14 protein-coding genes and 2 pseudogenes are annotated in these 16,781 nt (G+C 69.2%); 10 read left to right on the top strand and 6 right to left on the bottom strand.

Going from position 1 to position 16,781, the window contains the following annotated elements; translation table 11 throughout:
* From ABZ896_RS47370 to ABZ896_RS47350, 5 genes are all read right to left on the bottom strand, one after another.
* A partial coding sequence (locus ABZ896_RS47370; RefSeq protein ID WP_360943768.1) for a dipeptide/oligopeptide/nickel ABC transporter ATP-binding protein occupies positions 1-599 on the bottom strand: 599 nt, incomplete at its 3' end.
* A gap of 26 nt (positions 600-625) precedes the next feature.
* Positions 626-1,660, bottom strand: a complete 1,035-nt coding sequence (locus ABZ896_RS47365; protein ID WP_360943765.1) for an ABC transporter ATP-binding protein — start codon at positions 1,658-1,660, stop codon at positions 626-628.
* A gap of 49 nt (positions 1,661-1,709) precedes the next feature.
* Positions 1,710-2,690 (bottom strand): ABC transporter permease, encoded by a 981-nt coding sequence (locus tag ABZ896_RS47360; protein ID WP_360943762.1) that lies wholly within the window; start codon positions 2,688-2,690, stop codon positions 1,710-1,712.
* Positions 2,691-2,793: 103 nt separating this feature from the next.
* Entirely contained in the window at positions 2,794-4,524 is a 1,731-nt protein-coding gene (locus tag ABZ896_RS47355; protein ID WP_360943759.1) for an ABC transporter substrate-binding protein, read from the bottom strand.
* A 95-nt stretch (positions 4,525-4,619) separates the two neighbouring features.
* Positions 4,620-5,648 (bottom strand): ABC transporter permease, encoded by a 1,029-nt coding sequence (locus ABZ896_RS47350; protein WP_360943756.1) that lies wholly within the window; start codon positions 5,646-5,648, stop codon positions 4,620-4,622.
* A 427-nt stretch (positions 5,649-6,075) separates the two neighbouring features.
* Here ABZ896_RS47350 and ABZ896_RS47345 point away from each other — a divergent pair, with 427 nt between their 5' ends.
* The 5 genes from ABZ896_RS47345 to ABZ896_RS47325 all read left to right on the top strand — a co-directional run bounded on the left by ABZ896_RS47345 (position 6,076) and on the right by ABZ896_RS47325 (position 11,658).
* Positions 6,076-7,704, top strand: coding sequence for an ABC transporter substrate-binding protein (locus tag ABZ896_RS47345; protein WP_360943753.1), 1,629 nt, complete (start codon positions 6,076-6,078; stop codon positions 7,702-7,704).
* 7 nt (positions 7,705-7,711) lie between these two features.
* Positions 7,712-8,635, top strand: a complete 924-nt coding sequence (locus tag ABZ896_RS47340; RefSeq protein ID WP_360943750.1) for an ABC transporter permease — start codon at positions 7,712-7,714, stop codon at positions 8,633-8,635.
* Complete coding sequence (locus ABZ896_RS47335; RefSeq protein ID WP_360943747.1) at positions 8,628-9,497, top strand: ABC transporter permease; 870 nt, start codon at positions 8,628-8,630, stop codon at positions 9,495-9,497. The genes ABZ896_RS47340 and ABZ896_RS47335 overlap by 8 nt, the downstream gene beginning before the upstream one ends.
* A gap of 156 nt (positions 9,498-9,653) precedes the next feature.
* Entirely contained in the window at positions 9,654-10,628 is a 975-nt protein-coding gene (locus ABZ896_RS47330) for an ABC transporter ATP-binding protein (protein ID WP_360943744.1), read from the top strand.
* Positions 10,621-11,658, top strand: coding sequence for a dipeptide ABC transporter ATP-binding protein (locus ABZ896_RS47325; RefSeq protein WP_360943741.1), 1,038 nt, complete (start codon positions 10,621-10,623; stop codon positions 11,656-11,658). The genes ABZ896_RS47330 and ABZ896_RS47325 overlap by 8 nt, the downstream gene beginning before the upstream one ends.
* 120 nt (positions 11,659-11,778) lie before the next feature.
* Here ABZ896_RS47325 and ABZ896_RS47320 read toward each other — a convergent pair whose 3' ends face one another.
* Positions 11,779-13,899 carry a prolyl oligopeptidase family serine peptidase gene (locus ABZ896_RS47320; protein ID WP_360943738.1) on the bottom strand — a complete coding sequence of 707 codons (2,121 nt, stop codon included), beginning with the start codon at positions 13,897-13,899 and terminating at the stop codon, positions 11,779-11,781.
* Between the two features lie 176 nt (positions 13,900-14,075).
* On the opposite strand from ABZ896_RS47320, the gene ABZ896_RS47315 reads away from it, so the two are divergent.
* The 5 genes and pseudogenes from ABZ896_RS47315 to ABZ896_RS47295 all read left to right on the top strand — a co-directional run.
* Complete coding sequence (locus ABZ896_RS47315) at positions 14,076-14,270, top strand: hypothetical protein (RefSeq protein ID WP_360943735.1); 195 nt, start codon at positions 14,076-14,078, stop codon at positions 14,268-14,270.
* 65 nt (positions 14,271-14,335) lie between these two features.
* Complete coding sequence (gene mshB / locus ABZ896_RS47310; protein ID WP_360943732.1) at positions 14,336-15,193, top strand: N-acetyl-1-D-myo-inositol-2-amino-2-deoxy-alpha-D-glucopyranoside deacetylase; 858 nt, start codon at positions 14,336-14,338, stop codon at positions 15,191-15,193.
* Complete coding sequence (locus ABZ896_RS47305) at positions 15,190-15,600, top strand: DUF6113 family protein (RefSeq protein ID WP_360943729.1); 411 nt, start codon at positions 15,190-15,192, stop codon at positions 15,598-15,600. Before mshB ends, ABZ896_RS47305 begins: the two co-directional genes overlap by 4 nt.
* Positions 15,601-15,760: 160 nt before the next feature.
* Positions 15,761-16,594 (top strand): annotated as a pseudogene (locus ABZ896_RS47300) (hypothetical protein); the annotation flags it as partial.
* Positions 16,595-16,700: 106 nt separating this feature from the next.
* Positions 16,701-16,781, top strand: a pseudogene (locus ABZ896_RS47295) (four-helix bundle copper-binding protein); the annotation flags it as partial.

Below are 16,781 nucleotides of genomic sequence, written 5' to 3'. Positions count from 1 at the left end.
AGGTTGACGACCTGCGCCTGGATCGACACGTCGAGCGCGGAGACCGGCTCGTCGGCGATGATCAGCTTGGGGTTCAACGCCAACGCCCGTGCCACGCCGATGCGTTGGCGCTGGCCGCCGGAGAACTCGTGCGGGAAGCGGTTGAAGTGCTCGGGGTTGAGACCCACGATCTCCAGCAGCTCCCGGACCCGCTTCTCGCGGCCGCCCTCCGGGTTGATGTCGTTGATCTCCATCGGCCCCGACACGATCCTGCCCACGGTCTGGCGGGGGTTCAGGGACGCGTACGGGTCCTGGAAGATCATCTGGATCTCGGACCGGATCGGGGCCAGCTGCTTGCGGTTGGCGTGCGTGATGTCCTGGCCGCGGTACGAGATCTTCCCGCCCGTCGGCTCCAGGAGCTTGGTGATCAGCCGGCCCGTGGTCGACTTGCCGCAGCCGGACTCGCCGACCAGGCCGAGGCTCTCGCCCTCGCCCACCTGGAAGTCGATGCCGTCGACGGCCTGCACCGCGCCGACCGTGCGCCGGATCGGGAAGCCGCCCTTGACCGGGAAGTGCTTGGTGAGCCCGGAGACGTCCAGGAGGGGAGTGGTGCTGCTCATGGTGGTGAAGTCCCGTCTCTTGTACGTCAGTGCCGGGAGGCGGCGAAGTCGGCGAAGAAGTCCTGGCGTTGCTCGGCCGGCAGGTGGCAGGCGCTGCCCCGGCCGTCCACGACCTCCAGCGGCGGCCGCTCGGTCGAGCACAGCCCGCCGGCGACCTTCTCGGCGAAGGCGCAGCGCGGGTGGAAGCGGCAGCCGGAGGGCGGGTTGAGCAGCGAGGGCGGCGAGCCGGGGATCGGCGACAGCGGTACGTCGACCGGGCCGTCCAGACTCGGCATGGAGCTCATCAGGCCGAGGGTGTAGGGGTGCTGCGGGGTGCGCAGCACCTCCTGCTTGGTGCCCCGCTCCACGCACCGGCCGCCGTACATCACCAGCACGTCGTCCGCGATGTCGGCGATGACCCCGAGGTCGTGGGTGATGAAGACGATCGCCGTGCCGAACTCCTGCTGGAGGTCCTTGAGCAGGTCCATGATCTGGGCCTGGACCGTCACGTCGAGGGCCGTCGTCGGCTCGTCGGCGATCAGCAGCTCCGGGTCGCAGACCAGGGCCATCGCGATCATCGCGCGCTGGCGCATACCGCCGGAGAACAGGTGCGGGTAGTCGTCCACCCGGACCTCGGGCTGCGGGATCCCGACCCGCTTCAGCATCTCGATCGCGCGCTCGCGGGCCTCCTTCTTGGAGGCGCCGGTGTGCTTGCGGTACGTCTCCGCGATCTGCTTGCCGACCGTGTGGTACGGCGACAGCGAGGCCAGCGCGTCCTGGAAGATCATGGACATCTTGTTGCCGCGCAGCCGCTCCAGGTCCCGCTCCCTGGCGGTGAGCAGTTCCTGGCCGTCGAGCAGGATCTCGCCCTCGATCGCCGTGCGGTCGCGGTCGTGCAGGCCCAGGATCGTCAGGTTGGTGACGGACTTGCCGGAGCCCGACTCACCGACGATGCCGAGGGTCTTGCCCTTGGCGAGGTCGAACGAGAGCCCGTCGACGGCCTTGACGACGCCGTCCTCGGTGGAGAAGTGGACCTTGAGATCCCTCACGGAGAGGAAGGGCTGCTGATCGGTGCTCGTCACGGAGACGCTCCTGGGGGTGATGCGGGGGGTAGGGGATACGGGCGGAGGGTCAGGCGAGCCGGATCCGCGGGTCGATGAAGGCGTAGGCGGCGTCGACGACGATGTTGAAGAAGACGATCGCGGCGGCGGCCAGCACGGTGACGCCGAGCAGCATCGGCAGGTCGCTCTGGATGACGGAGATCACCGCGAGGCGTCCGATCCCCTGGAGGCTGAAGACCTGCTCGGTGATGATCGCGCCGCCGATGAGCGTGCCGAGGTCGATGCCGAACACCGTGACGATCGGGCCCATCGCGCCGCGCCAGGCGAAGCGCAGGAACACGTTCGCCCGCGAGAGGCCCTTGGCTCGGGCGGTGCGGACGTAGTCCTCGCTGAGCTGCTCGACGAGCTGGGAGCGGGCCATGCGCGTGTAGTTCGCGGTGAAGATGATCGACAGCACGATCCACGGGAGCAGCAGGCCGGAGAACCACGAGACGGGGTTCTCGGTCAGCGGCGTGTACGAGGGCTGGTCGAGGATGCCGGTCTTGAAGACCAGGAAGTACAGCGCGATGTAGCCGACGAAGTAGATCTGGAGCGAGGAGCCGAGCAGCGACGCCGAGGTGGCGAACTTGTCCAGGAACTTGCCCTGCTTGAGCGCCGCGATCATGCCGGTGCCGACACCGAAGACCAGGAAGATGACGGCCGAGCCGAAGGCGAGCGACAGGGTCAGCGGGAGCCGGTCCATGATCGTGCCGAAGACGGGCTCGTTGTTGGCGAAGGAGTAGCCGAGGCACGGCGCGTCGCAGTGTCCGAAGCCGCTGTAGTCCCGCCCGACGAAGATGCCCTTGAGCCAGTCCCAGTACTGGACCGGGATCGGATGGTCGATGCCCAGGTTGTGCCGGATCTGCGCGAGCGAGGCCGGCGTGCAGTTCTTGCCGCAGGACATCATCGCCGGGTCCCGCGGGACGGCGTAGAAGAGCCAGAACGTGATGGCGCTGACGATCAGCAGGATGACCAGCGCGCCGATCGTACGGCGGACAAGGAAGCGGAACATGGGGTCAGGACTTTCCGGACGAGGCGCCGATGCCGGGGCGTGAGGGGTGGGGAGCCGAGGGGGCGGCCAGGGGTGGCGGCCGCCCCCGTGCTGGCGGGGGCGCCTACGCCTTGGCGTAGAGCCTGGTGAGCGCGATGCCGGTGTTGCCCGCGTCGTAGACGAAGCCGCCGACCTTCGAGCCGTGCATCCAGTTGCGGATGGCGTGGTAGTCCGGGACGCAGGCCGCGAGCTCCATGATCTGCTTGTCGATCGCGCCCCAGGCCTTGTTGGCCTCGTCCGCGTCGGTGATCAGGGAGGCGGCGGCGATGGCCTTGTCGACGCTCGCGTTCTTCAGCTGGGCGTAGTTGCTGCGGCCGTCGCCGATGTTGTCGCCGTCCCAGCAGGGGTAGAAGACCGAGTAACCGCCCGGCCAGTCCGGGCTCCAGCCGGCCGCGAACAGGTCGTAGGTGTTGTCGATCTTGCCGATCTGGGTGTAGAAGGTCGACTTGTCGATCTGCTTGTTGACGACCGTGAAGCCGGCGGCCTCCAGCGCGTTCTTGATCGCGACGGCCTGCTTCACCGCGTTGTCGGAGGTCTGGTAGGCGATGACCAGCTTCTGCCCGAGCTTGCCGGCCTCCTTCAGGAGGGCCTTGGCCTTGTCCGGGTCGCCGCCGGGCTTCTTGGTCTTGCCGTAGAGGTCGAACTCCGTGTAGCCGGGCGTCACCGGCGAGAAGATCGTGGTGGCGATCGCGCTGGTGGACGCGCCGCCGCGGATGGTCTGCAACTGCTGGTTCGGCCAGGCGTAGTTGATGGCCTGGCGGACCTTGACGTCCGTGATCCGGGTGGTGTTGATCGGCCAGTAGTACGTGACCGTGTCGACCGCGGTCAGCACCCGCTCCTTGAGCTTCGCGTTGGTGAGGACCGTCGCGATGCGCTCCGGGGCGACCTCGTTGAAGATCGACATCGTGTACTGGTCGTTGCCCTTGTCCGCGATGTAGCGGTCGGTCGAGGCCAGCAGCTCGTAGCCGAACTGGAAGAGGTACTTGTCCGGGTAGGCGTTGCGGATCGGGTCCGTCGCCGGGTCCCAGTGCTCGTTGCGGGTGTACGTCAGGGACTTGCCGACGTCACGGGCGGAGATCTTGTACGGGCCGCAGGAGAACGGCTGCTTGTCGTACTTCTCCTTGGTGTCCTTCGACTTCTTCACGAAGGAGTACGCGCGCTCGGCGAGCGTGAAGTTGAAGTCACCGCGGGCCTGGTTGAGGCGGAAGGTGATGGTCTTGCCGTCGATCTCGATGGAGTCGAGGGTCTTGCCGTCGTAGGGACCCTTGTACTTGTCGCCGCCGACCAGGAACTGCTGGACGTAGCGCGGGCCCTCGGTGACGAAGTCGGCGAAGAGGCGCTCGAAGGTCCAGCGGACGTCGTCCATGGTGAGGTCGGAGCCGTCCTCCCACTTGATGCCGTCCTTGATCGTGAACGACCAGGTCTTGCCGCCGTCCTTGGCCGTGCCCGCGTCCGTGGCCGCGTCGCCGACCAGGGTGGCGCCGCCCTTGGAGTCCAGCTTGTAGCCGGTCAGGCCGCGCATGATCGGCGTGGTGATGAGGATCTCGGTGGAGACGTAGATCTGCGCCGGGTCCAGGTGATCCATGTCGAACTGGTCGAGCCCGTAGATGGTCCCGCCCTTGACCGCGCCGGCGACCTCGGGGGCCGGGCCGGTGGAGTCGGCCTTCGTACCGACCGCGATCTTGCTCTGCTTGGCCTTGCTGACCGAGGGGACCTTGCTGTTCGAGGTCGAGTTGGAGCCGCCGCAGGCGGTCAGCACCGAGCTCGACGCGGCCACCACGCCGGTGGCGATCATGAAGTTTCTACGGGAAAAAGACACAGCAACCCTGCCTTATGGGTGGGACGGGACCAGCCGGACGACCTTGACCGGACCGGCGGATGAGAGATGGGTCAGCGCTTGGACTTCGGGTCGAGCGCGTCGCGCGCCGAGTCGCCGAGCAGGTTGAACGCCAGGACGAAGATCACCATGGCCAGGCCCGGGAAGAGCATGAAGGTGAAGTCCTGGGTGTAGAACTGGGCGCCCCGCTGGATCATGACGCCCCAGTCGGGGGTCGGGTCGATCATGCCGACACCGAGGAAAGCGAAGCCCGCCTCCGCGGTCACGTAGGCCGGGAGCATGAGGGTGGACTGGATCAGGATCGGGGTCCACAGGTTGGGCAGGAGCTCCTTGAACACGATGCGCGCCGGTGACGCCCCGGTCACCTTGGCGGCCTCGACGAACTCCCGCTCGCGCAGGCCGAGTACCTGGCCGCGCAGCAGCCGGGCGATCGACGCCCAGCCGAAGAAGGACATCATCAGGATGAGCGCGACGGCCCGGAGCCAGGTCGGGATGTTGTCGTCGGCGGCGACGAAGAGGCCGAAAACCACCGGCATGAAGGCGATGATGAACAGCGTCGAGGGGATCGACAGCACGATGTCGATGATCCGGCCGACGACGTAGTCGGTCTTGCCGCCCAGATAGCCCGCGCTCACGCCGATCACGACACCGGCGACGGTGGTGAGCAGGGTGGCGGCCAGGGCGATGCCCAGCGAGGTCCGGATGCCGTAGAGCAGGAACGTGAAGACGTCCCGCCCGAGCTGGGGCTCGATGCCGAACCAGAACTGCGAGCTCATGCCGCCGTTGGGGCCGGCCGGGTAGGAGAAGGCGTCCAGCAGGCTCGGGTCCTGGCTGGCGTACGTCGTGTACGGGTTCTTGCCGTACAGCTTGGCTATCAGCGGAGCGCAGATCGCGATCAGGAAGAAGAAGCCCACGATGTACGCCGAGACGACGCCCGTGCGGTCCCGCTTGAAGCGCTTCCAGGCCAGGCGACCGGGTGAGCGGTTCTCGTTGGCCTTGCCGGCGTCTGAAGTGGTCGACTTCTCGACGCTCTCGTCGGTCACCTCAAGTGGGGCAGCCGCCGACTGGGTAGGGGGGGTCATGGTGCTCCTGGCCCAAGGGAGGGTCTTGATGACTCCGCAGGGCACTCCCCTACGGGCTACGCCGGACTTTTTCAACGTAATTCATTCAAGGTCAATAAATTCTCGGTCGACTTGAGTTTCTCTTTGCGAATTTTTCCTGTCCTTGGGGTGCCCGTAGCTACGCGAGTAGCGTGCCGTGATCGAGCCGTGTCTTACATCGGGCCAATCGGTCGGATCGGGCAATGAGTTCGATATGCGGACGGGATGTGGCCGGAATGCGTACGGCCGGGAACGGTTTGGCATCGACCGGTGAAGATCCGTTGCGTCCTGCAAAGAAGGACTGCTCCAAGCGGAGTCCCCGCTTCCCTCCAACGGGCCGACCTGTGTGCGACGTGCCCCTCTTGCGCCGATATTGGCCGGTAACGGACCAGCCCAGAGGAGGCACTCCATGCGTGGAGCCAGGCACGCCCGATGGGCCGCATGCGCGGCGGCCGCGGCCCTCGCGGCGACCGCCTGCGCAGGCGGCGGCAGCGCCGGCGGCGAGGGCGGTGCGGTGCTCAGCTCCTCCTGGGGCGATCCGCCCAACCCGCTGGAGCCCGCCAACACCAACGAGGTGCAGGGCGGCAAGGTCCTCGACATGGTCTTCCGCAGCCTGAAGAAGTACGACCCGCGCACCGGCCGGGCCGAGGACATGCTCGCCGAGAAGATCGCCACGAACGACTCGCGGAACTTCACGATCACCGTCAGGGACGGCTGGACCTTCAGCAACGGCGAGAAGGTCACCGCCCGGTCGTTCGTGGACGCCTGGAACTACGGGGCGAGCCTCAGGAACAACCAGAAGAACGCCTACTTCTTCGGCTACATCGACGGCTACGACAAGGTCCACCCCGCGGACGGCGGCGAGCAGAGCGCCGACACCCTCTCCGGGCTGAAGGTCACCGGCGAGCGCACCTTCACCGTCCGGCTGAACCAGAAGTTCGCGGCCTTCCCCGAGACCCTCGGCTACCCGGCCTTCGCCCCGCTCCCACGGACCTTCTTCACCGACCACGCGGGCTGGCTGAGAAAACCCGTCGGCAACGGCCCCTACACGATCGAGTCCTACACCAGGGGCGCGCAGATGACCCTGCGGAAGCGGGACGGCTACCCCGGCGCCGACGGGGCGCGGAACGCCGGAGTGACCCTCAAGGTCTACACCGACAACAACACCGCCTACACCGACCTGCTGGCCGGCAACCTCGACCTGGTCGACGACATCCCGGCCGCCCAGCTGAGGAACGTCCGGAGCGACCTCGGCGACCGGTACGTCAACGCCCCCGCAGGCGTCATCCAGACCCTCGTCTTCCCGTTCTTCGACAAGGACTGGAGCAGGGCCGGCATGGAGAAGGTCCGCACCGGGCTGTCCCGGGCGATCGACCGCGAGCAGATCACCGAGACGATCTTCCAGCGGACCCGGACCCCCGCCACCGACTGGACCTCCCCGTTCTTCGGCGCGAAGGGCGGCTACAAGGAAGGGCTGTGCGGCCAGGCCTGCCGGTACGACCCGGCCGCGGCGAGGAAGCTCATCGAGGCGGGCGGCGGGCTCCCCGGCGGCCGGATCAAGATCACGTACAACACGGACACCGGCTCCCACAAGCAGTGGGTCGACGCCGTCTGCAACTCCATCAACAACGCCCTCGACGACGACAGGGCCTGCGTCGGCAACCCGGTCGGCACCTTCGCCGACTACCGCAACCGGATCACCGCGAAGAAGATGAGCGGCCCCTTCCGGATGAGCTGGCAGATGGACTACCCGCTCCTGCAGAACTTTCTCCAGCCGCTCTACTACACCAACGCCTCCTCCAACGACGGCAAGTGGTCGAACAAGGAGTTCGACAGGCTCGTCGACGAGGCCAACGCCGAGACCGACACCGGCAGGGCCGTCGAGAAGTTCCAGGCCGCCGAGAAGGTCCTGCGGGACACCATGGGCGCCATCCCGCTCTGGTACCAGAACGGCAGCGCCGGCTACTCGGACCGGCTCTCGGACGTACGGCTCAACCCGTTCAGCGTCCCCGTCTACAACGAGATCAAGGTCGGCTGAGCCCGCCATGGGACGGTACGTCGTCCGGCGGCTGCTCCAGATGATCCCGGTGTTCGTCGGGGCGACCCTGCTGATCTTCCTCATGGTGAACGTGATGGGCGACCCCGTCGCGGGCCTGTGCGGGGACAGACAGTGCGACCCGGCGACGGCCGCCCGGCTCACCCGGGAGTTCGGCCTCGACCAGCCGGTGTGGCGGCAGTACCTGACCTACCTGGGGAACGTCCTCACCGGCGACTTCGGTACGGCGTTCAACGGCCAGAAGGTCACCGAGCTGATGGCGACCTCGTTCCCCGTGACGATCCGGCTGACCCTGGTGGCCGTCGTCATCGAGATCGTCGTCGGCATCACCCTGGGCGTGGTCACGGGCCTCGGGCGCGGCCGGCCCGTCGACACGACGGTCCTGCTGCTCACCCTCGTCGTGATCTCCGTCCCCACCTTCGTCACCGGCCTGCTCCTCCAACTGCTGCTCGGCGTCCGGTGGGGCTGGACCGGACCGTCGGTCTCCCCGGACGCCACGTTCGGTGAGCTGGTCGTGCCGGGGCTGGTCCTCGCGGCCGTGTCGCTGGCGTACGTCACCCGGCTGACCCGTACGTCGATCGCGGAGAACCGGCGCAGCGACCACGTCCGCACGGCGGTGGCGAAGGGGCTGCCCAGGCACCGGGTGATCACCAGGCATCTGCTGCGCAACTCCCTAGTCCCCGTGGTCACGTTCATCGGCACCGACATCGGCGCCCTGATGGGCGGAGCGATCGTCACCGAGCGCATCTTCAACATCCACGGGGTCGGCTTCCAGCTCTACCAGGGCATCCTGCGCCAGAACACCCAGACCGTCGTCGGCTTCGTGACGGTCCTGGTCCTCGTCTTCCTGCTGGCCAACCTGCTCGTCGACCTGCTGTACGCCGTCCTCGACCCCAGGATCCGCCATGTCTGAACTCTGCGAACGGGGCAGACCCCGCTCCCTGTGGTCCGACGCCTGGCACGACCTGCGCCGCAACCCGGTCTTCATCGTCTCCGGCCTGGTGATCCTCTTCCTGGTCGTCATCTCGCTGTGGCCGTCGCTGATCGCCTCCGGCAACCCCCTTGAGTGCGACCTCGCCAAGGCCCAGGAGGGCCCGCGGGCCGGACACCCCTTCGGCTACGACGGACAGGGCTGCGACGTCTACACGCGCACCGTCCACGGCGCCCGTACGTCCGTCACGGTCGGCGTCTGCGCCACGCTCGGGGTGGCCCTGCTGGGGTCGGTGCTCGGCGGGCTCGCCGGGTTCTTCGGAGGGATCTGGGACGCGGTCCTCTCCCGGACCACCGACGTCTTCTTCGCGATCCCCGTGGTCCTCGGCGGTCTCGTCCTGCTCTCGGTGGTCACGAGCGACACGGTCTGGCCGGTCATCGGCTTCATGGTGCTGCTGGGCTGGCCGCCGATCTCCCGGATCGCGCGCGGCTCGGTCATCGGCGTCAGACAGAACGACTACGTGCAGGCCGCGCGGGCGCTGGGCGCCTCCGACTCCCGTCTCCTGCTGCGCCACATCGCCCCGAACGCGGTCGCCCCGGTGATCGTCGTGGCGACCATCGCGCTGGGCACCTACATCTCCCTGGAGGCGACCCTGTCCTACCTCGGCGTGGGCCTCAAACCCCCCGCCGTCAGCTGGGGCATCGACATCTCGGCCGCCTCCCAGAACATCCGGAACGCCCCGCACATGCTCCTCTGGCCGGCCGGCGCCCTCGCGATCACCGTCCTCGCCTTCATCATGCTCGGCGACGCGCTCCGCGACGCCCTCGACCCGAAGCTGAGGTGAGCGGACGTGCTGTCGAGCGGTGCGTGCGGGTCCTGTGGGCGCGGACGCGTGGGCCGGTGTGACACGGCCGGTGGACCGGCGGTTGCCGGATCCGCGCCTTTCTGTTCGGCGACGCCGGGTGCGACGCCTCTTGACCCGAAGCCGAGGTGAGTCGTCGTGCTGCTCGAAGTGCGTGATCTGCACGTGGAGTTCCGGACCCGGGACGGGGTCGCCAAGGCGGTCGACGGGGTCGGCTTCCGGGTGGACGCGGGGGAGACCCTCGCGGTGCTCGGCGAGTCGGGTTCCGGGAAGTCCGTGACCGCGCAGGCGGTCATGGGGATCCTCGACATGCCGCCGGGGCGGATCACCGGCGGCGAGATCCTCTTCCGGGGCAGGGACCTGCTGACCCTCACGGAGAAGGAGCGGCGCAGGGTCCGCGGCGCGGAGATGGCGATGATCTTCCAGGACGCCCTGTCCGCCCTGAACCCGGTGCTCTCCGTGGGCGACCAGCTCGGCGAGATGTTCGTCGTGCACCGCGGGATGTCGAAGAAGGACGCCCGCGCCAGGGCCGTCGAGCTGATGGACCGGGTGCGCATCCCGGCCGCCAAGGAGCGGGTGAGGGACTACCCGCACCAGTTCTCCGGCGGGATGCGGCAGCGCGTCATGATCGCGATGGCGCTCGCCCTGGAACCGGCGTTGATCATCGCCGACGAACCGACGACGGCGTTGGACGTCACCGTCCAGGCCCAGGTCATGGACTTGCTCGCGGAACTCCAGCGCGAGTACCGCATGGCGCTCGTCCTGATCACCCACGACCTCGGCGTGGTCGCGGACGTCGCCGACCGCATCGCCGTCATGTACGCGGGCCGGATGGTCGAGCAGTCGCCGGTGCACGACCTCTACAAGGCACCGGCCCACCCCTATACACGCGGACTCCTTGATTCCATCCCCCGTCTTGACCAGAAGGGCCGGGAGCTGTACGCGATCAAGGGATTGCCGCCCAACCTGACGGACATCCCTGCGGGTTGCGCGTTCCACCCGCGCTGCCCGACGGCCCGGGACGTGTGCCGGACCGACGTACCGCCTCTGTACGAGGTTGATCAACAGCGGACCAGCGCCTGTCACGTCTGGACGGAGTGCCTCAATGGTTGAGCCGATCCTGGAAGTTGACGGACTGGTCAAGCACTACCCGTTGACGCAGGGCGTTCTGTTCAAGAAGCAGGTCGGTGCCGTCAAGGCTGTTGACGGTGTGGACTTCACGCTCAACAGGGGAGAGACCCTCGGGATCGTCGGGGAGTCCGGCTGCGGCAAATCAACAGTCGCGAAGATGCTGGTCAATCTTGAGCGGCCGACGGCCGGGTCGATCAAGTACAGGGGCGAGGACATCACCAAGCTCTCCGGCCGCGCCCTCAAGGCGGTCCGCCGCACCGTCCAGATGGTCTTCCAGGACCCGTACACCTCCCTCAACCCCCGCATGACGGTGGGCGACATCGTCGGGGAGCCCTACGACATCCACCCCGAGGCGGCACCCAAGGGCGACCGCCGCAGGAAGGTCCAGGAACTGCTGGACGTCGTCGGCCTCAACCCCGAGTACGTCAACCGCTATCCGCACCAGTTCTCCGGCGGCCAGCGCCAACGCATCGGCATCGCGCGCGCGTTGGCCCTGCGCCCCGAGGTGATCGTCGCCGACGAACCGGTCTCCGCGCTCGACGTCTCCGTCCAGGCCCAGGTCGTCAACCTCCTCGGCCGGCTGCAGAGCGAGTTCGGGCTGTCATACCTCTTCATCGCGCACGACCTGTCGATCGTCCGGCACATCTCGGACCGGGTGGGGGTGATGTACCTCGGCCGGATCGTGGAGACCGGGACGGACACCGAGATCTACGACCACCCGACGCATCCCTACACCCAGGCGCTGCTGTCCGCCGTGCCGGTGCCCGACCCGGAGGCCCGGGTACACCGGGAGCGGATCATCCTCGCGGGTGACGTCCCGTCGCCGACGAACATCCCGTCGGGGTGCCGCTTCCGCACCCGCTGCTGGAAGGCGGAGGAGCGCTGCGCCCAGGAGGTGCCGCTGCTGGCGGTGCCGGCGGAGTTCCGCTCGGTGGGCGGTCCGGCCGCGCACGACTCCGCGTGCCACTTCGCGGAAGAGAAGCAGATGGTCCCCGTCGGCGGCACGGAGTAACACGGCGGCAACTTGGCCGACCCGTTTCCGATATACGGACGCGTCAGTCTCTAGAGCGTACGGCCGTGCGGGTGCCGTAAACGGGCCGGGAGCGCCATGTCTCCCGGCCCGTTGCCGTACCTAGGCGAGCCCCAACGCCCGCTTCAGGAACTCCAGTTGAAGGCGCAGCAGGTTCTCCGCGACCTCTTCCTGTGGGGTCATGTGGGTCACCCCGGACAGGGGGAGGACCTCGTGGGGGCGGCCGGCGGCCAGGAGGGCGGAGGAGAGGCGCAGGGAGTGGGCGACGACCACGTTGTCGTCCGCGAGGCCGTGGATGATCATCATCGGGCGGTGCGGTTCGGCCGCGTCGACCAGACCCGCGTCGTCGATCAGCGAGTTGCGGCGGTAGACCTCCGGCTGCTCGGCGGGGTGCCCGAGGTAGCGTTCCTGGTAGTGGGTGTCGTACAGGCGAAGGTCGGTCACCGGCGCCCCCACCACCGCCGCGTGGAAGACGTCCGGTCGGCGCAGGGCCGCGAGCGCGGCGAGATAGCCGCCGAAGGACCAGCCGCGGATCGCGACCCGGCCGAGGTCCAGCGGGAAGTCCGCGGCAAGTGCCTGGAGCGCATCCACCTGGTCCTGGACGGTGACCGCCGCGAGCTCGTCCCGGACCGCCTTCTCCCAGGCGGGGGAGCGCCCCGGGGTGCCCCGGCCGTCGGCCACGACCACCGCGAAGCCCTGGTCGGCGAACCACTGCGAGGTCAGATGCGGGTTGTGCGCGGCGACCACCCGCTGCCCGTGCGGACCGCCATAGGGGTCGAGCAGCACCGGCAGTGAGGTGTCACCGGCGTAGTCACGTGGCAAGAGCACGGCGCACGGGATTCGCCGTGCGCCCCCCTCGGTGAGCGTCACGCGCGGGGACATACCGGGATCTTCGGCGTACGACGTGACCGTCGCCGTCTCCTTGCCGTCGCGCAGCACGCGCGCGTGGGCGCCCGGTCGGTCGAGGGTCGCCGAGACCAGCACCGTCACGCCCCCGGCGCGCACCGCCGAGTGCACGCCGGGCTCCTGCGACACACGCTCCACTCCGAGCTCGTTCACCCGGTACACATGGATCTCGCCCGTCTCCGGGTGCTCCGCCTCCGCGCCGGCCGACGCCGAGACCAGGACGTCGTCGGCGGTCACGTCGAGCACCGCGCGGACATGCAACTGGGGTCCGGTCAGCGGGCGTTCGCCGACCGCCAGCACCCGGGCACCGCCCTCGTCGGCGATCCGCACCAGCTGTCCGGACGGGCTCCAGCAGGGCACGCCGGCGAAAAGATCCAGCCAAATTGGATCTTCGTCGGCGTGCACCATCCGAGTCGCCCCGGTGTCCGGGTCCACGGCGAGAAACAGCTGGCTGCGCTGGTCGCGCGCCTGTACGAGCAGTAGAGGCGCACCCGCCGCTGACCAGTGGACATGCGCCAGATACGGATAGCGCGCCCGGTCCCAGGAGACCTCGGTGCGGGTCCCGTCCAGACCGATCACGAAGAGCCGGACGTCCGCGTTGGCGGTACCGGCCGCCGGATAGCGGACGTGTTGTGGATCACGCCCCGGGTGGGCCGGGTCCGAGATCCACCACTGCTGCACCGGCGTGTCGTCCACCCGCGCGACCAGCAGCCGGTCCGCCTGCGGCGACCACCAGAAACCCCGGGAGCGGCCCATCTCCTCGGCCGCGACGAACTCCGCCAGACCCCACGTGACCTGCTCGGCGTCCGGTTCGGCGAGCGCCCGGTCACCCTCGCCCTCGGCGCCCACCACGCGCAGGGCGCCCTGCGCGACGTACGCGACATGACGTCCGTCCGGCGCGGGGCGGGGGTCGATCACCGGTCCGGCGACGGGCAGTTCACGGGCCGTGCCGGCCCGCAGCTCGGCCGTGAAAAGCCGCCCTGACAAGGCGAAAGAGGCCAGCTCGACCGTACTGTCGGTGGCGTAGCCGACGATGCCCGCACCGCCCTCACGGCTGCGCTCGCGGCGCGCCCGCTCCTCGGGCGGAAGGTGCTCCTCGGCGCCGCCCAGGAGGGCGCTCGGGTCGGCCGCCACGCGCTCCCCGCCGTCGGCGGTGTCGAGGACCCACAGCGAAGTGGCTCGGTCGGTACCGGAGTTCGAGCGCAGGAACACGACACGCGATCCGTCGGGCGCCACGGTGAACGCGCGCGGCGCGCCGAGCGTGAAGCGCTGGGTGCGGGCGTGCCGTCGGGGGAAGGAGTCTGCCTCGGTCGTCATCCCCCGACCATATTGGCCATGCGCCCCCTTGTGCGGCCGTGCGCCGATCGATGCGCAGGTCCGGATAGTTATGATCACTGGCGCACAGTGGGTATGAACCTGCTGGCTGTCGTATGGATTTATCTGCCCCTTGGTCCGACCCCCCGCGCTCCTGGGATCTTTGGAGGTGAGCCGCCGTGGCACTCTCGATTTCGGCGGTGGTGCTGCTGGCGATCGTCGTCTTCTTGTTGATCAAGAAGTCAGGTCTCAAGGGCGGTCATGCCGTCGTCTGCATCCTGCTGGGCTTCTATCTCGCGGCCTCCTCGATCGCGCCGACGATCAGCGATCTGACGACGAACATCGCGAGCATGATCGGCAGCATCAAGTTCTGATGCCCGCGGGTCGCCTTTGGCCCGCGGGGCGCCTTTGGCCCGCGGGGCGCCTTTAGGGTGGGTCCATGACGGAACCACCCGCCCGGCGCCTGCTCCTGGTGCACGCGCACCCGGACGACGAGTCGATCAACAACGGCGCGACCATGGCCCGGTACGCGGCCGAGGGCGCGCGGGTGACCCTGGTCACCTGCACCCTCGGCGAGCTCGGCGAGGTCATCCCGCCCGAGCTGCGGCATCTGACCGGTGCCGCGCTCGGCGCGCACCGGCTGGACGAACTGACCGCCGCCATGCGCGAGCTGGGCGTCACCGACTTCCGCCTGCTCGGCGGCGCCGGCCGCTATCAGGACTCCGGGATGATGGGCCTCCCGGAGAACGACGACCCCGCCGCCTTCTGGCAGGCCGACGTCGACGAGGCCGCGGCCCACCTGGTCGAGGTGATCCTGGAAGCGCGCCCCCAGGTCCTCGTCACCTACGACGAGAACGGCGGCTACGGCCACCCCGACCACATCCAGGCCCACCGCGTCGCCATGCGCGCGGTCGAGCTGGCCGCGGCCGCCGGGTGGACGGTCGAGAAGGTCTACTGGAACCGCGTACCGCGCACGGTGGCCGAGGAGTCGTTCGCCCGGCTGCGGGAGGCGCTGCCCGCCCTCCCCTTCACCAAGTCCGCCGCCATCGACGACGTACCGGGCGTGACCGACGACGAGCGGATCACCACCGCGGTCGACGGCACGGCGTACGCGACCGCGAAGTGCGCCGCGATGGCCGCGCACGCGACGCAGGTCGAGGTCTCCGGCGCGTACTTCGTCCTCTCCAACGAACTCGCGCAACCCGTCTTCACCACCGAGTACTACGAATTGGTGAGCGGGGCACCCGGGGACCCGAAGGAATCCGACCTGTTCGCCGGGATCGAGGCCACGTCATGAGCGACCGTACGTCGATGATGGCCCAGCCGCTGCAACCGCCCTCCGCCGGACGGGTCGCCGCCTACCTCGGTCTTCTCGTGCTCGGGGCCGCCGTCGGAATCGCCGGATCCCTGGTGCAGGGCGGCTGGTTCCCGGGCGGGCTGCTGCTCGCCCTCGTCGGCGAGGCCGGGCTGCTGCTGGGCGGGGCACGGGCGGCCGGCAGCCGGGCCGGGGCGGTGGCGCCCGCCGGTGGCTGGATGATCGCCGTCATCTTCCTGACCGCCAGCCGCTCCGAAGGGGACTTCATCTTCGCCGCGGGGAGCGGCTCCTATCTCTTCCTGCTCGGAGGGATGGCCGTGGCTGTGATCTGCGCCACGCTTGGCGCCGGGCGGCAACCTGACGGCGACGGCGCCCGACTTGCCAAGTGACGTACCACTTCTCCCCGGCGCGCGCGTGCGAGTCCCGTGTGGGTTTCCTCGTCGGCCGTGGGAAACGGGCCAGAAGTGGCCAGTATGGTGGTGCGCGCCGCCGAGTCGCCCGAAGCAGTGAGGTCGTATCGGGCGGCGGAGCCAACCGGGAGAACCTGCCTTGAGTCGTGAAACTGACAGTCCGTCCTCCGGGCCCAACGGGCGCGGCGGAGCCGCCTACCCCTCGGGCACGCCCCCGTACGGGACGCCCCAGGTGTCCGACGGCGGTCCGGACGCGGGCCGTTCGGCCGCGCGGCCGGAGGAACGCAAGACCGAGACCACGCTGACCACCCGGATCCGGATCAACATCCCCGGGTCGCGGCCCATTCCGCCCGTCGTCGTGCGCCAGCCCGTCGGCGAGGGTGAGAGCCCGGCCGACGGCAGCACGACCGGCGAGACGCCGGTGCCGATGCCGGACGGTGCGATGTCCACCACGAGCACGGTCGAGATGCCGGCCGAACCCGCGCCCACCGGCGAGGAGAAGACCAGCGACTGGTTCGCCCCCCGCAAGTCCGGCCCCGCGAAGGGCGGTCCGGGCGGCGGAGCGACCAACGGCGCGGGCCTGCCGGGCGGTTCGGGCGCGGGTACGCAGGGTGCGGGCGCCGGGGGCGGTGCCGGTGCGAGTGCGCCGGGTGCCGGTGCGGCCGGGGCGGGCGGTGCTCGTCACGGTGGCGGGCGGCCCGGTGGTGTGGTCGGGTCCATGAGCGTGCCGGGCGGCTCCCGTTCCGGCGGAGCGCGCGGCGGCCAGACGAACGGTGCCGGGCTTCCCGGCGCCACCGGCGGACCCGTCGCCCCCGGACACGGCGGCGGCACGGGCTCCTTCGACGTCACCGAGGCCCTGCGCGGCACCGAACCCCGCCGCGACGAACTCCCGTACTTCTCGGAGAACGGCGGCGCGAACGCTGCCGCGGGTCCCAACGGACAGAACGGCCAGGGCGGTTACGGCGGCCCGGCCGACGGGGTCGACTACGGCACGCAGGGCGGCCAGAACGGCCAGAGCCCGTACGGCGGGGGCTACGGCGGCCAGAACGGCACCGGCTCCCAGGGCCCAGGCCGAGAGCATGTCCGCGATGAGCAAGGAGATGCAGGACTGCGTCGACGCGTGCATGGACTGCCACAGCGTCTGCGAGGAGACCATGAGC

This window comes from Streptomyces sp. NPDC047072, assembly GCF_040643855.1.
In the GTDB taxonomy this organism is placed as follows: domain Bacteria; phylum Actinomycetota; class Actinomycetes; order Streptomycetales; family Streptomycetaceae; genus Streptomyces.
Note: the sequence above shows the minus strand (reverse complement) of the source record. Positions and strands in the feature narration are given on the sequence as shown.

Bases quoted from the DNA above. Each gene is read 5' to 3' on its own strand.
- ABZ896_RS47360 (WP_360943762.1), bottom strand. From the start codon at position 2,690: ATGTTCCGCTTCCTTGTCCGCCGTACGATCGGCGCGCTGGTCATCCTG.
- mshB (WP_360943732.1), top strand. From the start codon at position 14,336: ATGACGGAACCACCCGCCCGGCGCCTGCTCCTGGTGCACGCGCACCCG.
- ABZ896_RS47355 (WP_360943759.1), bottom strand. From the start codon at position 4,524: ATGATCGCCACCGGCGTGGTGGCCGCGTCGAGCTCGGTGCTGACCGCC.
- ABZ896_RS47305 (WP_360943729.1), top strand. From the start codon at position 15,190: ATGAGCGACCGTACGTCGATGATGGCCCAGCCGCTGCAACCGCCCTCC.
- ABZ896_RS47335 (WP_360943747.1), top strand. From the start codon at position 8,628: ATGTCTGAACTCTGCGAACGGGGCAGACCCCGCTCCCTGTGGTCCGAC.
- ABZ896_RS47345 (WP_360943753.1), top strand. From the start codon at position 6,076: ATGCGTGGAGCCAGGCACGCCCGATGGGCCGCATGCGCGGCGGCCGCG.
- ABZ896_RS47325 (WP_360943741.1), top strand. From the start codon at position 10,621: ATGGTTGAGCCGATCCTGGAAGTTGACGGACTGGTCAAGCACTACCCG.
- ABZ896_RS47340 (WP_360943750.1), top strand. From the start codon at position 7,712: ATGGGACGGTACGTCGTCCGGCGGCTGCTCCAGATGATCCCGGTGTTC.
- ABZ896_RS47320 (WP_360943738.1), bottom strand. From the start codon at position 13,899: ATGACGACCGAGGCAGACTCCTTCCCCCGACGGCACGCCCGCACCCAG.
- ABZ896_RS47350 (WP_360943756.1), bottom strand. From the start codon at position 5,648: ATGACCCCCCCTACCCAGTCGGCGGCTGCCCCACTTGAGGTGACCGAC.